The sequence below is a fragment of the Streptomyces longispororuber genome, assembly GCF_024448165.1.
In the GTDB taxonomy this organism is placed as follows: domain Bacteria; phylum Actinomycetota; class Actinomycetes; order Streptomycetales; family Streptomycetaceae; genus Streptomyces; species Streptomyces longispororuber_A.
The window spans coordinates 106302-119633 of sequence record NZ_JAMOLN010000003.1 but is presented as its reverse complement, the minus strand read 5'-3'; the positions used below and the strand labels follow the sequence as shown (position 1 = coordinate 119633).

Here is a 13332-nt window from a genome sequence, read left to right as displayed (position 1 = left end):
TCCACCGCTCGCCCTTGTCGACGGTCGGGCCCGGGCGCCAGCCCTCCATCACGGTGATCCGGCCGCCCTCCACCTCGAAGACCCGCCCGGTCACCCCGTCGCTGGCCGCGCCGGAGCCGAGCCACACCACGAGGGGCGAGACGTTCGCCGGGTCCATCGCGTCGAAGGCGCCCGCCTGAGGTGCCGCCATCGTCTCGGCGAACGTGGCCTCGGTCATCCGGGTGCGCGCGGCCGGTGCTATCGCGTTGACCTGCACCCCGTACCGGTCCATCTCGGCGGCGGCCACCAGGGTCAGGCCGAGGATCCCGGCCTTGGCGGCGCTGTAGTTGCCCTGTCCGACCGAGCCCAACAGGCCCGCTCCGGAGGAGGTGTTGACGACGCGGGCGACGGGCGTGCGGCCCGCCTTCGCCTCGGCGCGCCAGTAGGCCGCGGCGTGCCGGAGCGGCAGGAAGTGGCCCTTGAGGTGGACCCGCAGCACGGCGTCCCAGTCGTCCTCGGCGAGGTTCACCAGCATCCGGTCGCGCAGGAACCCGGCGTTGTTCACGAGCGTGTCGAGCCGCCCGAAGGCGTCGACGGCCGCGGCGACGAGCGAGGCGGCGCCCTCGGAGGTCGCGATGTCGCCGCCGTGGGCGACCGCCTCGCCGCCCGACTCCCTTATCTCGGCGACCACTTGGGCGGCCGGACTGTCGGGAGCGGGCTGTCCGTCGAGACCCACCCCGAAGTCGTTCACCACGACCCTCGCCCCCTCGGCCGCGTACGCGAGGGCGTGGGCGCGGCCCAGGCCGCGCCCCGCCCCGGTCACCGCGACCACGCGCCCCGCGCACAGACCGCCGCCCACCGACGCCTCACCCTGATCCGTCATCTCACGCCTCCTTGTTGACCGTTGCCGCGTCGAGAAAGGCGGGGCGCTCCCCGCCGCCGTGCACGAGCAGGCTCGCCCCGGTGATGTACGAGGCGGCGTCCGACGCCAGGAACAGCGCTGCCTCGCCGATCTCGCGGGGCTCGGCGAGCCGCCCCAGGGGCACGGTCGCGCCGACGGCGGCGATGCCCTCCTCATCCCCGTAGTGCAGCGCCGAGAGCTCCGTGCGCACCATGCCGAGGACCAGGGTGTTCACCCGGATCTCCGGGGCCCATTCGACAGCCATCGACCGCGCCAGGTTCGCCAGGCCCGCCTTCGCCGCCCCGTACGCCGCGCTGCCCGGCGAGGGCCGGGTGCCGCTGACGCTGCCGATCATCACGATCGATCCGCGCGTCGCGGCGAGCCGCTCGCGGGCGGCGAGGGACGCGGTCAGCGGCGCCGTCAGGTTCAGCTCGATGACGCGGGCGTGCCGCTCGGCGTCGCTCTCGCCGAGCAGCCGGTACGGCGTGCCGCCCGCGTTGTTCACCAGGACGTCGACCTGGTCGAGGCGCGCGAAGAAGTCCCGTACGGCGGCGCCGTCCCGCAGGTCGAGCGGCAGGAACTCGCAGCCTTCCAGGGGCACGTCGGGCGGTCTGCGGGCGCAGACCACGACGCGCGCCCCGGCCCGCGCGAAGGCGCCCGCGACCCCGGCGCCCACTCCCCTGGTGCCGCCCGTCACCACGGCGACCCGTCCCTTCATGTCCATCGCGCGCCCCCGCCCCCGTGCGCCGCCCGGCTCACTCCCCGACCCATTCCGCCGACCTCCGTCGCCTGCTACGGTCATGCACTACCAAACAAACGTTAGGTGGAAAGGTAGCTGAGCGCCATGGGTGTCTCCACCTCATCGCCCGAAAAGGGGATCGCCGTCGTCACGGTGGACTTCCCTCCGGTCAACGCGCTGCCGGTGCAGGGCTGGTACGACCTGGCGGACGCCGTGCGCGCCGCCGGCCGCGATCCCGACGTCCGCTGCGTGGTACTGACGGCCGCCGAGGACGGCCGGGGGTTCAACGCCGGGGTGGACATCAAGGAGATGCAGCGCGAGACGGCGAACGGCGGCCACCGGGCGCTGATCGGCGCCAACCGCGGCTGCTACGAGGCGTTCTCGGCCGTGTACCGGTGCGAGGTGCCGGTGGTGGCGGCCGTCGCCGGGTTCTGCCTGGGCGGCGGCATCGGGCTGGTGGGGAACGCGGACGCGATCGTGGCGAGCGACGACGCCACGTTCGGCCTGCCCGAGCTGGACCGGGGCGCCCTCGGCGCGGCCACGCACCTGGCCCGCCTGGTTCCCCAGCACCTGATGCGCGCCCTCTTCTACACCTCGCGCACCGTGACGGCCGCCGAGCTGCACGCGCACGGATCGGTGTGGAAGGTCGTGCCGCGCGATCAACTCAGGGCATGCGCAATGGAGTTGGCCCGGGACATCGCCCGCAAGGACGGCTATCTGATCCGGCTCGCGAAGGCCGCGCTGAACGGGATCGACCCCGTCGACGTCCACCGCAGCTACCGCTTCGAGCAGGGCTTCACCTTCGAGGCGAACCTCAGCGGCGTCGCCGACCGGGTCCGCGACACGTTCGGACAGGAGGACGAGTGACCATGACCGACCAGAGCAGGACCGACCGGAGCACGACCGGCCGGAGCACGACGGACAAGACCATGACGCCCGACGAGGTGGTCGCCCGGCTGCGCAGCGGCATGACCGTCGGCATCGGCGGGTGGGGTGCGCGCCGCAAGCCGATGGCGCTGGTGAGGGCGCTGCTGCGGAGCGACGTGACGGACCTGACCGTCGTCTCGTACGGCGGCCCCGACGTCGGGCTGCTCGCCGCGGCCGGGAAGATCCGCAAGCTGGTCGCCGCGTTCGTGACGCTCGACTCGATCCCGCTCGAACCGCACTTCCGGGCGGCGCGCCAGCAGGGCGCGTTCGAGCTGGAGGAGGTCGACGAGGCGATGTTCATGTGGGGCCTGCACGCGGCGGCGAACCGGCTGCCGTTCCTGCCGGTGCGCGCGGGCATCGGCTCGGACGTCATGCGGGTCAACCCGCGGCTGCGGACGGTCACTTCGCCGTACGAGGACGGGGAGACGTTCGTCGCGATGCCGGCGCTGCGGCTGGACGCGGCGCTGGTGCACGTGAACCGCGCGGACCGGCGCGGCAACGGACAGTACCTGGGCCCCGACCCGTACTTCGACGACCTGTTCTGCGAGGCGGCCGACGCGGCGTACGTCTCCTGCGAGCGGCTGGTCGACGGCTTCGGGAGCGACGTCGTGCCGCAGTCGCTGCTCGTCAGGCGGCACGCGGTGACGGGCGTCGTCGAGACGCCGAACGGCGCGCACTTCACGTCCTGCGTGCCCGACCACGACCGCGACGAGGCGTTCCAGAAGATGTACGCGACGACGCCCTGGCCCGAGTTCGCCGAGCGGTTCCTGCCGCCGGACGGCGACGAGAAGCAGTACCAGTCCGCCGTCCAGGCCTGGCACGAGGAGCAGAAGTGACCCCCACGACCGCCGGCCCGACCACCGGCACGACCACCGGCACGACGGCCGGTACGACCCGCGCCGAGTACTGCGTGATCGCCTGCGCCGACGCCTGGCGCGGCGACGGCGAGGTGCTCGCCAGCCCCATGGGCCTGATCCCGGCCGCCGGTGCGCGGCTCGCCAGGCGCACCTTCTCCCCCGATCTGCTGCTCACCGACGGCGAGGCGATGCTGGTCGGCCCCGACGGCGCGGCCGAGGGCTGGCTCCCGTACCGGCAGCACCTGGCGATGGTGACGGGCGGGAAGCGGCACGTGATGATGGGCGCCAGCCAGCTCGACCGGTTCGGCAACCAGAACATCTCGTGCATCGGCGACTGGGCGCGGCCCGACCGGCAACTGCTCGGCGTGCGCGGCGCGCCCGTCAACACCTTGAACAATCCGGTGAGTTATTGGGTGCCGAGGCACAGTCCGCGGGTCTTCGTCGAGAAGGTCGACATGATCAGCGGGGTCGGGTACGACAGCGCGGCCGCGGCCGGCCCGTCGGCGACGCGCTACCACCGCATCCCACGCGTCGTGACGAACCTCGCGGTCCTGGACTTCGAGACGCCCGGTCACGCGATGCGGCTCGCGTCCGTCCACCCGGGGGTCACGGTCGAGGAGGTGCAGGCGGCGACGGGGTTCCCGCTCGCGCTGCCGGAGGGCGGCGAGGTGCCCTTCACCCGTGAGCCCACGCCCGAGGAGCTGCGGCTGATCCGGGAGGTCATCGACCCAAAGGGGACGCGGGAGCGGGAGGTCCCGTCCGCATGAGCAGCGACGCCGCGTTCACCCTCAGCACGCCCCTGACCAAGCTCGTCGGCGTGCGCCACCCCATCGTCCAGACCGGCATGGGCTGGGTCGCGGGGCCCCGGCTCGTGTCGGCGTCGGCGAACGCGGGGGCGCTCGGCATCCTCGCCTCCGCGACGATGACCGTCGAGCAACTCCGGTCCGCCGTACGGGAGGTGAAGTCCCGCACCGAGGAGCCCTTCGGGGTGAATCTGCGGGCCGACGCGGGCGATGCGCGCGAGCGGGTCCGGATCATCGTGGACGAGGGCGTGAAGGTCGCCTCGTTCGCGCTGGCCCCGTCGCGCGAGCTGATCGCCGAGCTGAAGGACGCGGGCGTCGTCGTCATCCCGTCGATCGGGGCGCGGCGGCACGCCGAGAAGGTCGCGGCGTGGGGCGCGGACGCGGTGATCGTGCAGGGCGGCGAGGGCGGCGGCCACACCGGCGAGGTGGCGACGTCGGTGCTGCTGCCGCAGGTGGTGGACGCAGTCGACATCCCGGTGATCGGCGCGGGCGGCTTCCACGACGGGCGCGGCCTGGTCGCCGCGCTGGCCTACGGAGCGGCGGGCGTCGCGATGGGGACGCGGTTCCTGCTGACGTCCGACTCCACGGTTCCCGACGCGGTGAAGGCCCGCTATCTCGCGGCGTCGGTGAAGGACGTCACCGTGACCCGGGCGGTGGACGGACTGCCGCACCGCATGCTGCGCACGGACCTCGTGAACTCGCTGGAGAACGCGGGGCGTTCGCGCGCCCTGCTGCAGGCGGTGCGGCGCGCCGCCGGGTTCCGCAAGCTCTCCGGCCTGTCCTGGCCGCAGCTGGTCAGGGACGGGCTCGCCATGAAGCACGGCAAGGACCTCACGTGGAGCCAGGTCCTGCTCGCCGCCAACACCCCGATGCTCCTGAAGGCGTCCATGGTCGAGGGCCGCACCGACCTCGGCGTGATGGCGTCGGGCCAGGTCGCGGGGCTCATCGAGGACCTGCCCAGCTGCGCGGAGCTCGTCGACCGCGTGCTGGCGGAGGCCCGGCACGTGCTCGGCACCCTGCCGACACCAGGGTGATCCACAGGCCGCCGACCGGCCGCTTCCGCAAGGGAGTTCACGTATGCCAGCCACGAAGAGAGCAGTCCTCACGCGGCGCCGGGCACTCGGTGCCGCCCTCGGCACGGTGACGGCCGCGGCGCTCTCCCCTGCCGCCCCCGCCGCCGCGTCCGCCGCCCCGCCGAACCGGCACATCCGGCAGGTCCCGCTGCAGGGCGCGGTGAACGTCCGTGACATCGGCGGGTACCGGGCCGCCGGCGGCAGCCGGGTCCGGTACGGCCAGGTCTACCGGGCCGACGCACTGAGCAAGCTCACCGACGCCGACCTGACGACGCTGGAGAACCTGAGACTGCGTCAAGCGGTCGACTTCCGGGTTCCGTTGGAGGTGCGGTACGACGGCACGGACCGGCTGCCCGCGGGCATCACCGGCGTGGCCCGTCCGGTCACGGACAACGGCCTGTACGCGCGCATCCTGACCGCCATCGCCTCGCGGGACCCGGTGCAACAGGAAGAAATGCTGGGCGGCGGCCGCGCGGCGGCGTTCATGCGGAGCGTCTACCCGATGTTCGTGACCGGCGCCGACAACCGCGCCCGGTTCGCGGCGACCCTGCACGACATCGCGTACGGCGGCCGCGGCGCGCTGCTGTACCACTGCACGTCCGGCAAGGACCGCACCGGCTGGACAACGTACGTCCTGCTGCGGCTGCTCGGCGTGTCCCAACGGGCCGCCGTGGAAGACTACTTGGCGTCCAACACCTTCCGCGCGGCCTACGACGCGAAGCTGCGCGAGAGCCTCGGGCAGTCCGGTGCGATGCAGGATCCGGATCTGCTGATCCCGCTCCAGGAGGTGCGCACCGACTACCTCACGGCCGCCCTCGACCAGGTCCGTACCGACTACGGCAGCCTCCACCGGTACGTCGCGGAAGGACTCGGCGTCGACCGGCGCACCGCGGCGCTGCTGCGGGCCCGACTGGTGTACTGAGGCGGGTCGGTTTGCCTTGGTGTGCACTCCAGCGCCTAGCGTGCCGCGGCATGACCAGCACAGCTCAGCAGCACAGGATCGGCAGCGGTTTCGGGGCGCACAGCACGGCCGCCGACGTGATCGCCGGGGTGGACCTCACCGGCCGGACGGCCCTCGTCACGGGCGGCTACTCGGGCCTCGGCCTGGAGACGACGCGCGCGCTCGCCGCGGCGGGCGCGCGGGTGCTCGTGCCCGCGCGCCGCCCCGACGCGGCGCGCGCGGCGCTCGACGGGATCAGCGGGACGGAGGTGGGTGCGCTCGATCTGTCGGACCTGGAGAGCGTGCGCGGCTACGCCGAGGGTCTCCTCGACACGGGCCGCACCCTCGACCTCGTCATCAACAACGCGGGGGTGATGGCGGCCCCGGAGACCCGGGTCGGGCCCGGCCGCGAGTACCAGTTCGCCACGAACCACCTCGGGCACTTCGCCCTCGTCAACCGGCTGCGCCCGGCGCTCGCGCCGCACGGCGCCCGGGTCGTCGCTCTCACCTCGTCCGGTCACTTCCTGACCGGCGTCCGCTGGGACGACATCGACTTCCGCACCGGGTACGACCGCTGGCTGGCCTACGGTCAGGCCAAATCGGCCAACGCCCTGTTCGCGCTGCACCTCGACCGGCTCGGCGCCGGCCACGGGCTGCACGCGTACGCCGTGCACCCGGGCTCGATCCTCACCCCGCTGCAGCGGCACATCCCGCGCGAGGAGAGTGCGGAGCGCGGCTGGGTCTCGGAGACCGGTGCGCCGCGGCCGGGGTTCAAGACGCCGCAGCAGGGTGCGGCGACCACCGTGTGGGCGGCCACCTCACCCCTGCTCGACGCGTACGGCGGCGCCTACTGCCAGGACTGCGACCTCGCCGAGCAGGTGCCGGACGACGCCGACGACATGCTCGCCGGCGGGGTCAAGTCCTGGGTCCGCGACCCGGAGGCCGCGGCCCGGCTGTGGACCCTGTCGGCGGAGCTGACCGGCGTGGACGCCTTCGCCTGAGCTACGCGGCGGCCTTGCGGGGGCCCCGCGGGCCGCGACCGCGCCGGGCGCCACCGGTGCCGGCCGCGGAACCCGCGCCCGTACCGTTCGCCCCGCCGCCGGCGCGGCGCCGGCCGCCGGACCCGGCCGCCGAGGAGCGCTGCTGGCCCTCGCCGCCGGCCGCACGGCCCGTACCGCCGTTGCCGGAGCCGCCCCCGCGGGGGCGGCGCGAGCGGCGCGGCTTCGCGGCGGCGGCCGGAGCGGTCGGCTCGGGCACGGCGATGGTGACGGCCACACCGGACGGCTCACGGGCCCCGGTGATCGTCACCAGTTCCTCGTCGGTGGAGCGGACCTGCGTCGTCCGGGGCTGGATCTTGGCGTCGCGCATCAGGCGCTGCACGTCGCGCTTCTGCTCGGGCAGGACCAGCGTGACGACGCTGCCGGACTCGCCGGCCCGGGCGGTGCGGCCGCCGCGGTGCAGGTAGTCCTTGTGCTCGGTGGGCGGGTCGACGTTCACGACGAGGTCGAGGTCGTCGACGTGGATGCCGCGCGCCGCGACGTTCGTGGCGACGAGGGCGGTGACCCGGCCGTCCTTGAACTGCTCCAGGGTGCGGTTGCGCTGCGGCTGGCTGCGGCCGCCGTGCAGCGGGGCCGCGTAGACGCCGTCGGCGAGGAGCCGCTTGGCGAGCCGGTCGGCGGAGCGCTTGGTGTCGACGAAGAGGATGACGCGGCCGTCGCGGGCGGCGATCCGGGCCGTGACGGCCTTCTTGTCGGTCTCGTCCTGGACGTGCAGGACGTGGTGCTCCATGGTCGTGACGGCGCCCGCGGACGGGTCGACGGAGTGCACGACGGGGTCGGTGAGGAACTGCCGGACGAGGCGGTCCACGTTCCGGTCGAGCGTCGCCGAGAACAGCATCGTCTGACCGCCCTGCGCGACCTGCTTGAGCAGCGCGGTGACCTGCGGCATGAAGCCCATGTCGGCCATCTGGTCGGCCTCGTCGAGGACGGTGATGCGGACCTGCGCGAGGTCGCAGTCACCCCGCTCGATGAGGTCCTTGAGGCGGCCGGGGGTGGCGACGACGACCTCGGCACCGCGGCGCAGCTGGCCCGCCTGCCGGGAGATCGACATGCCGCCGACGACGGTCGCCATCCGCAGGTGCAGCGAGGTGGCGTACGGGGTGAGGGCGTCGGTGACCTGCTGGGCGAGCTCGCGCGTGGGGACGAGGACGAGCGCCAGCGGCGTCTTCGGCTCGGCCTTGGCACCGGCGGTGCGGGCGAGCATCGAGAGCCCGAAGGCGAGGGTCTTGCCGGAGCCGGTGCGGCCGCGGCCGAGCAGATCGCGGCCGGCGAGCGAGTTGGGCAGCGTCGCGGCCTGGATCGGGAAGGGCGCGGTGACGCCCTGCGCGGCCAGGGTCTTCAGGAGGGCCGCGGGCATGTCGAGTGCGTCGAAGGTGTCGACCGGCGGCAGCGCGGGAGAGGTGTTCTCCGGCATGGTGAACTCACGCGGCGGGGTGGGCTGTTGCCTGCGCCGCTGCTCGGGGGCGCGACGCTTGCCACCCTCTGCGGGACGGGGGGCGCGGCGGCGGGACGGGCGGGCTGAGCTGGCCATGCGGCATGCCTTCCGGGGACTTCCAAAGACAGGGGACAGCATGAGCCGGGGCCCGCACCGTGAAGGTGCGGGCCCCGGCCCGGTGATGCTGTGATCAGGCGGGGAGGATGTTCTCCGCCTGCGGGCCCTTCTGGCCCTGCGTCACGTCGAACGTGACCTTCTGGCCCTCCTGGAGCTCACGGAAGCCCGAGGTGGCGATGTTCGAGTAGTGGGCGAAGACGTCGGCGCCGCCGCCGTCCTGCTCGATGAAGCCGAAGCCCTTTTCCGAGTTGAACCACTTCACGGTACCGGTGGCCATGTCATTCTCCTTGAACAGGTAGCAGCCCCCATTCCGGAAACGCCCCGGCAAAAAACAATAATGCGCCTGAGGAACATTCCCGTCAGGCGCACATAAAGTCTATGGGTACCAAAACTGCAACGTCAGCAAGCCTAGCACGATCTCTCAACGTGCGGCGATTCCGTCCAGCACCATGGTCAGGTACTGGCGGGCGATCTCCTCGGGACTGTGCTGGCCACCGGGCCTGTACCAGGACGCGGCGACCCACACGGTGTCGCGCACGAACCGGTACGTGAGCCGGATGTCGAGGTCGGTGCGGAAGACGCCGTCGGCGACGCCCCGCTCCAGCGTGGTCAGCCAGGTCCTCTCGAAGCGGCGCTGGGAGTCGGCGAGGAAACCGAAGCGCTCCTGGGCGACGAGGGCCCGCGCCTCGCGCTGGTAGATGGCGACGGCGGAGCGGTGCCGGTCGATCTCCCGGAAGGACTCGGTGACCAGGGCCTCCAGGGTCTGGCGCGGGCCGAGGTCCGCGTCGAGCACGGTGTCGTAGCCGGACCACAGCTCGTCGAGGAACGTGCGCAGGATCTCCTCCAGCATCGATTCCTTGGAGTCGAAGTGGTAGTAGAGGCTGCCCGCGAGCATGCCCGCGTGGTCCGCGATCTTACGCACGGTGGTCGCGTTGTAACCCTGCTCGGCGAAGACCTCGGCCGCGGTGTGCAGGAGCTCGCCGCGCCGCTCCGGGGCGGCGGTGGTCGTCGACGGGGACTTCTTCGGGGGCTTCGCAGGCTTCGTAGGCACGGGCCCATTGTGGTCCCCGTGGCCGGGCCCACAGCCACAGGGCGGGTCACTTCCGCTCCCCCGTGCCGCGCTGCCCGCGCGCAGGCAGCCGGCCGGCCGACGCGCCGCCGTCCGCGGCGACCTCGGCGCCGGTGAGGTAGGAGGCGTCGTCCGAGGCGAGGAAGGCGACGAGCCGGGCGACCTCGTCGGGCCTTCCGATGCGGCCGAGCGCGGCGGCCGGGTGGTCGGTGGTGCCGAGGTGCGCGGTCATCGCCGTGTCGATGGCACCGGGGAAGACGGCGTTGACGCGGATGCCGTCGCCGCCGAGTTCGAGGGCGGCCGTCCGGCTGAGGCCGCGCAGCCCCCACTTCGCGGCGCCGTACGAGCCGTGCCCCCAGATGCCCTGGAGGCCGGCCTGCGAGGAGATGTTGACGATGGAGCCGCCCGCCGCCCCGGCCCGCATGGCGGGGACGACGGCCTGGATGCCGAGGAACGGGCCGACGAGGTCGACCTCGAGGATCCGGGCCAACTGCGCCGGATCCTCGTCGACGATCGGTGCGGTGGTGTAGATCGCCGCGTTGTTGACGAGCACGTCGAGCCGGCCGAACGTGCTGACGGCGGTCTCGACCGCGGCCGCCCAGGACGCCGCGTCGGTGACGTCCAGCCGCACGAAGCGCGCCGCGTCACCGAGTCCGGTGGCGGCCTTCTCCGCTTCCGCGACGAGCACGTCGCCGAGCACGACCCGCGCCCCGCCCGCCACGAGCTCGCGGGCGACGGCCTCGCCCATCCCGCGGGCCGCGCCGGTCACCAGGGCGACCTTTCCCACCAGTCCCGCACGCCCCGCCCGCTGTCCCTCACTCATCCGCGTACGCCTCCCCTCGGTGTCCTCCGCCTGCTCCGCGCGGCCTCGGTCACAGGCGCTCGATGACCGTGACGTTGGCCTGGCCGCCTCCCTCGCACATGGTCTGGAGGCCGAACCGGCCGCCGGTGCGCTCCAGTTCGTGCAGCAGCGTCGTCATCAGCTTGGTGCCGGTCGCGCCGAGCGGGTGGCCGAGGGCGATGGCTCCGCCGTTGACGTTGACCTTCTCCGGGTCGGTGCCGGTCTCCTTGAGCCAGGCGAGGACGACCGGGGCGAACGCCTCGTTGATCTCGACGAGGTCGATGTCGTCCATGGTGAGGCCGGTCTTCTTCAGCGCGTACGCGGTCGCGGGGATGGGCGCGGACAGCATCCGGATGGGGTCCTCGCCGCGTACGGAGAGGTGGTGGATGCGGGCGCGGGGCGTCAGCCCGTGTTCCCGTACGGCCCGCTCGGAGGCGATCAGCATCGCGGCCGCGCCGTCGGAGACCTGCGAGGAGCAGGCGGCGGTGATGGTGCCGCCCTCGACAACGGGCTTCAGCCCGGCCATCTTCTCCAGGGTCGTGTCGCGGCGCGGTCCTTCGTCGACGGTGACGTCCCCGTGGGCGACGGTCTCCTTCGTGAACCGGCCCTCGTCGATCGCCCGCAGGGCCCGCTGGTGGGAGCGCAGCGCCCACGCCTCCTGGTCCTGCCGGGTGATGCCCCACTTCCGCGCGATGAGTTCGGCGCCGTGGAACTGGTTGACGGGCTGGTCGCCGTAGCGGGCGCGCCAGCCCTCGCTGCCCGCGTACGGGCCCGCGGTGAGGCCGAGGGGCTCGGCGGCCTGCCGGGACGCGAAGGCGATCGGGATCATCGACATGTTCTGCGTGCCGCCCGCGACGACGAGGTCCTGCGTGCCGGAGAGCACGCCCTGCGCGGCGAAGTGGATCGCCTGCTGGGACGAGCCGCACTGCCGGTCGACGGTGACCCCGGGCACCTCCTCGGGCATACCGGCGGCGAGCCAGCAGGTGCGGGCGATGTCGCCGGCCTGCGGGCCGACGGTGTCGAGGCAACCGAAGACGACGTCCTCGACGGCGGCCGGGTCGATGCCGGTACGGGCGACGAGCGCCGTGAGGACGTGCGCGCCCAGGTCGGCGGGGTGGACGGCGCTGAGTCCGCCCTTGCGGCGCCCTACGGGGGTGCGGACCGCGTCGACGATGTAGGCCTCGGCCATGGTGCTTCAACTCCTGACGTGCTGGGGGTGAGGGGGCTTGGCTATCCCGTCGAGGACCATCGCCAGGTATTCGCGGGCGATCTCCTCGGGGCTGTGTCTGCCGCCCGGCCGGTACCAGGACGCGGCGACCCACACGGTGTCGCGGACGAAGCGGTACGTGAGCCGGATGTCGAGGTCGGCGCGGAACGCCCCGGCCGCCACCCCTTCCTGGAGGGTGGTCAGCCAGGTCTGCTCGAACTTGCGCTGCGACGCGTCGAGGAACGCGAACCGCTCCCTGGCCGCGAGGGCCTTCGACTCCTTCTGGTAGATGGCGACGGCGGGCCCGTGCCGGTCGATCTCCCGGAACGACTCGGTGACCAGGGCCCGCATCGTCTCCCGGGGCCCGAGCCCGGCGGCGAGCACCGTGTCGTAGCGGCCCCACAGTTCGTCGAGGAAGCCGCGCAGGATCTCCTCGACGATCGAGTCCTTGGAGTCGAAGTGGTAGTAGAGGCTGCCCGCGAGCATGCCTGCGGCGTCGGCGATCCGGCGCACGGTGGTGGCGTCGTAGCCGTGCGCCGCGAACACCTCGGCCGCCGTGTCGAGGAGTTCGCGGTGCCGCTCGGGCGAGGGGCTCATGCGTGCTGGCTGCTGACGGAGACGACCTCGCCGGTCATGTACGAGGAGTAGCGGGAGGCGAGGAAGACCATCACGTTGGCCACCTCCCAGGGCTCGGCGTACCGGCCGAACGCCTCCTTCTCCGTCAGTTCGGCGAGGAGTCCGGCGGAGGTGACCTTCACCAGGTGCGGGTGCATGGCGAGGCTCGGCGCCACCGCGTTGACCCGTACGCCGTACGCGGCGGCCTCGATCGCGGCGGTCCTGGTCAGGGCCATCACTCCGGCCTTGGCGGCGGCGTAGTGCGCCTGCCCGGCCTGGGCGCGCCAGCCGATCACGGACGCGTTGTTGACGATCACGCCGCCGCGGCCGGTGTCGCGGAAGGCACGGAGGGCGGCGCGTAGGCAGCGGAAGGTGCCGTTCAGCGTGACGTCCAGGACGCGCCCCCACTGCTCGTCGGTCATGTCGGCGAGGGGCGAAGTGCCGCCGAGTCCCGCGTTGTTGACGACGATGTCGAGTCCGCCGTGGCACTCGGCGACGTGCGCGAACAGCGCCTGGACCTGCTCCTCGTCGGTCACGTCGCAGGCGAGTGCGGCGACCCGGTCGGTGCCGAACTCGGTGGCGAGCGCCTGCTCGCTCTCCTTGAGGCGCCGGGCGTGCGCGTCGCTGATGACGACGCGGGCGCCCTCCTCCAGGAAGCGGCGCGCGGTGGCGCCGCCGATCCCGGCGCCGGCGGCGGCGGTGATGACGGCGGTGCGCCCGTCGAGCAGCCGATGGCCGGGGACGTACTCGGGAGCGGTGGACCTCGTCATG

At 73.1% G+C, this 13332-nt stretch carries 15 protein-coding genes; 6 read left to right on the top strand and 9 right to left on the bottom strand.

All coding sequences use genetic code 11. The features are described from left to right. The coding region (locus M4J07_RS01990) for an SDR family oxidoreductase (RefSeq protein ID WP_255966395.1) at nt 1-862 on the bottom strand (862 nt) is incomplete at its 3' end. 1 nt (nt 863) lies between these two features. Next, nucleotides 864-1604: an SDR family oxidoreductase gene (locus M4J07_RS01985; RefSeq protein WP_255966393.1), complete on the bottom strand. Its 741-nt coding sequence runs from the start codon at nt 1602-1604 to the stop codon at nt 864-866. Between the two features lie 120 nt (nt 1605-1724). Between M4J07_RS01985 and M4J07_RS01980 the strand changes: the two genes are divergently transcribed. From M4J07_RS01980 to M4J07_RS01955, 6 genes are read left to right on the top strand one after another with little or no spacing between them, the layout of a single operon-like run. Next, on the top strand, nt 1725-2486 hold the full coding sequence (locus tag M4J07_RS01980; RefSeq protein ID WP_255966390.1) for an enoyl-CoA hydratase family protein: 762 nt from the start codon (nt 1725-1727) through the stop codon (nt 2484-2486). A gap of 2 nt (nt 2487-2488) precedes the next feature. Then, nucleotides 2489-3382, top strand: a complete 894-nt coding sequence (locus tag M4J07_RS01975; protein ID WP_255966388.1) for a CoA transferase subunit A — start codon at nt 2489-2491, stop codon at nt 3380-3382. Beyond that, on the top strand, nt 3379-4170 hold the full coding sequence (locus M4J07_RS01970; RefSeq protein WP_255966386.1) for a CoA-transferase subunit beta: 792 nt from the start codon (nt 3379-3381) through the stop codon (nt 4168-4170). Before M4J07_RS01975 ends, M4J07_RS01970 begins: the two co-directional genes overlap by 4 nt. Beyond that, nucleotides 4167-5240, top strand: coding sequence for an NAD(P)H-dependent flavin oxidoreductase (locus M4J07_RS01965; protein ID WP_255966384.1), 1074 nt, complete (start codon nt 4167-4169; stop codon nt 5238-5240). Before M4J07_RS01970 ends, M4J07_RS01965 begins: the two co-directional genes overlap by 4 nt. A gap of 43 nt (nt 5241-5283) precedes the next feature. Further along, nucleotides 5284-6201, top strand: coding sequence for a tyrosine-protein phosphatase (locus M4J07_RS01960; RefSeq protein ID WP_255966382.1), 918 nt, complete (start codon nt 5284-5286; stop codon nt 6199-6201). Nucleotides 6202-6251: 50 nt separating this feature from the next. Continuing rightward, nucleotides 6252-7220: an SDR family NAD(P)-dependent oxidoreductase gene (locus tag M4J07_RS01955; protein WP_255966379.1), complete on the top strand. Its 969-nt coding sequence runs from the start codon at nt 6252-6254 to the stop codon at nt 7218-7220. Between the two features lies 1 nt (nt 7221). On the opposite strand, the gene M4J07_RS01950 is transcribed toward M4J07_RS01955, so the two are convergent. The 7 genes from M4J07_RS01950 to M4J07_RS01920 all read right to left on the bottom strand — a co-directional run bounded on the left by M4J07_RS01950 (nt 7222) and on the right by M4J07_RS01920 (nt 13331). Further along, nucleotides 7222-8808 (bottom strand): DEAD/DEAH box helicase, encoded by a 1587-nt coding sequence (locus tag M4J07_RS01950; RefSeq protein WP_255966377.1) that lies wholly within the window; start codon nt 8806-8808, stop codon nt 7222-7224. 94 nt (nt 8809-8902) lie between these two features. Then, nucleotides 8903-9106, bottom strand: coding sequence for a cold-shock protein (locus M4J07_RS01945; protein WP_005318814.1), 204 nt, complete (start codon nt 9104-9106; stop codon nt 8903-8905). A gap of 144 nt (nt 9107-9250) precedes the next feature. Continuing rightward, the gene (locus M4J07_RS01940) at nt 9251-9880 is read right to left on the bottom strand and encodes a TetR/AcrR family transcriptional regulator (RefSeq protein WP_255966374.1); all 630 of its coding nucleotides are present in this window, start codon (nt 9878-9880) and stop codon (nt 9251-9253) included. Nucleotides 9881-9926: 46 nt separating this feature from the next. After that, nucleotides 9927-10721 carry a glucose 1-dehydrogenase gene (locus M4J07_RS01935; protein WP_255966371.1) on the bottom strand — a complete coding sequence of 265 codons (795 nt, stop codon included), beginning with the start codon at nt 10719-10721 and terminating at the stop codon, nt 9927-9929. A gap of 49 nt (nt 10722-10770) precedes the next feature. Continuing rightward, the gene (locus M4J07_RS01930; RefSeq protein ID WP_255966368.1) at nt 10771-11928 is read right to left on the bottom strand and encodes an acetyl-CoA C-acetyltransferase; all 1158 of its coding nucleotides are present in this window, start codon (nt 11926-11928) and stop codon (nt 10771-10773) included. Between the two features lie 6 nt (nt 11929-11934). Further along, nucleotides 11935-12543, bottom strand: a complete 609-nt coding sequence (locus M4J07_RS01925; RefSeq protein ID WP_255966366.1) for a TetR/AcrR family transcriptional regulator — start codon at nt 12541-12543, stop codon at nt 11935-11937. Continuing rightward, entirely contained in the window at nt 12540-13331 is a 792-nt protein-coding gene (locus M4J07_RS01920) for an SDR family oxidoreductase (protein WP_255966364.1), read from the bottom strand. Before M4J07_RS01920 ends, M4J07_RS01925 begins: the two co-directional genes overlap by 4 nt. Between the last annotated feature and the right edge of the window lies 1 nt (nt 13332).

Excerpts from the sequence above, each read along its gene's own strand:
- M4J07_RS01965 (WP_255966384.1), top strand. The coding sequence starts at position 4,167 with ATGAGCAGCGACGCCGCGTTCACCCTCAGCACGCCCCTGACCAAGCTC.
- M4J07_RS01955 (WP_255966379.1), top strand. The coding sequence starts at position 6,252 with ATGACCAGCACAGCTCAGCAGCACAGGATCGGCAGCGGTTTCGGGGCG.
- M4J07_RS01975 (WP_255966388.1), top strand. The coding sequence starts at position 2,489 with ATGACCGACCAGAGCAGGACCGACCGGAGCACGACCGGCCGGAGCACG.
- M4J07_RS01945 (WP_005318814.1), bottom strand. The coding sequence starts at position 9,106 with ATGGCCACCGGTACCGTGAAGTGGTTCAACTCGGAAAAGGGCTTCGGC.
- M4J07_RS01930 (WP_255966368.1), bottom strand. The coding sequence starts at position 11,928 with ATGGCCGAGGCCTACATCGTCGACGCGGTCCGCACCCCCGTAGGGCGC.
- M4J07_RS01935 (WP_255966371.1), bottom strand. The coding sequence starts at position 10,721 with ATGAGTGAGGGACAGCGGGCGGGGCGTGCGGGACTGGTGGGAAAGGTC.
- M4J07_RS01925 (WP_255966366.1), bottom strand. The coding sequence starts at position 12,543 with ATGAGCCCCTCGCCCGAGCGGCACCGCGAACTCCTCGACACGGCGGCC.
- M4J07_RS01980 (WP_255966390.1), top strand. The coding sequence starts at position 1,725 with ATGGGTGTCTCCACCTCATCGCCCGAAAAGGGGATCGCCGTCGTCACG.
- M4J07_RS01950 (WP_255966377.1), bottom strand. The coding sequence starts at position 8,808 with ATGGCCAGCTCAGCCCGCCCGTCCCGCCGCCGCGCCCCCCGTCCCGCA.
- M4J07_RS01920 (WP_255966364.1), bottom strand. The coding sequence starts at position 13,331 with ATGACGAGGTCCACCGCTCCCGAGTACGTCCCCGGCCATCGGCTGCTC.
- M4J07_RS01960 (WP_255966382.1), top strand. The coding sequence starts at position 5,284 with ATGCCAGCCACGAAGAGAGCAGTCCTCACGCGGCGCCGGGCACTCGGT.
- M4J07_RS01985 (WP_255966393.1), bottom strand. The coding sequence starts at position 1,604 with ATGGACATGAAGGGACGGGTCGCCGTGGTGACGGGCGGCACCAGGGGA.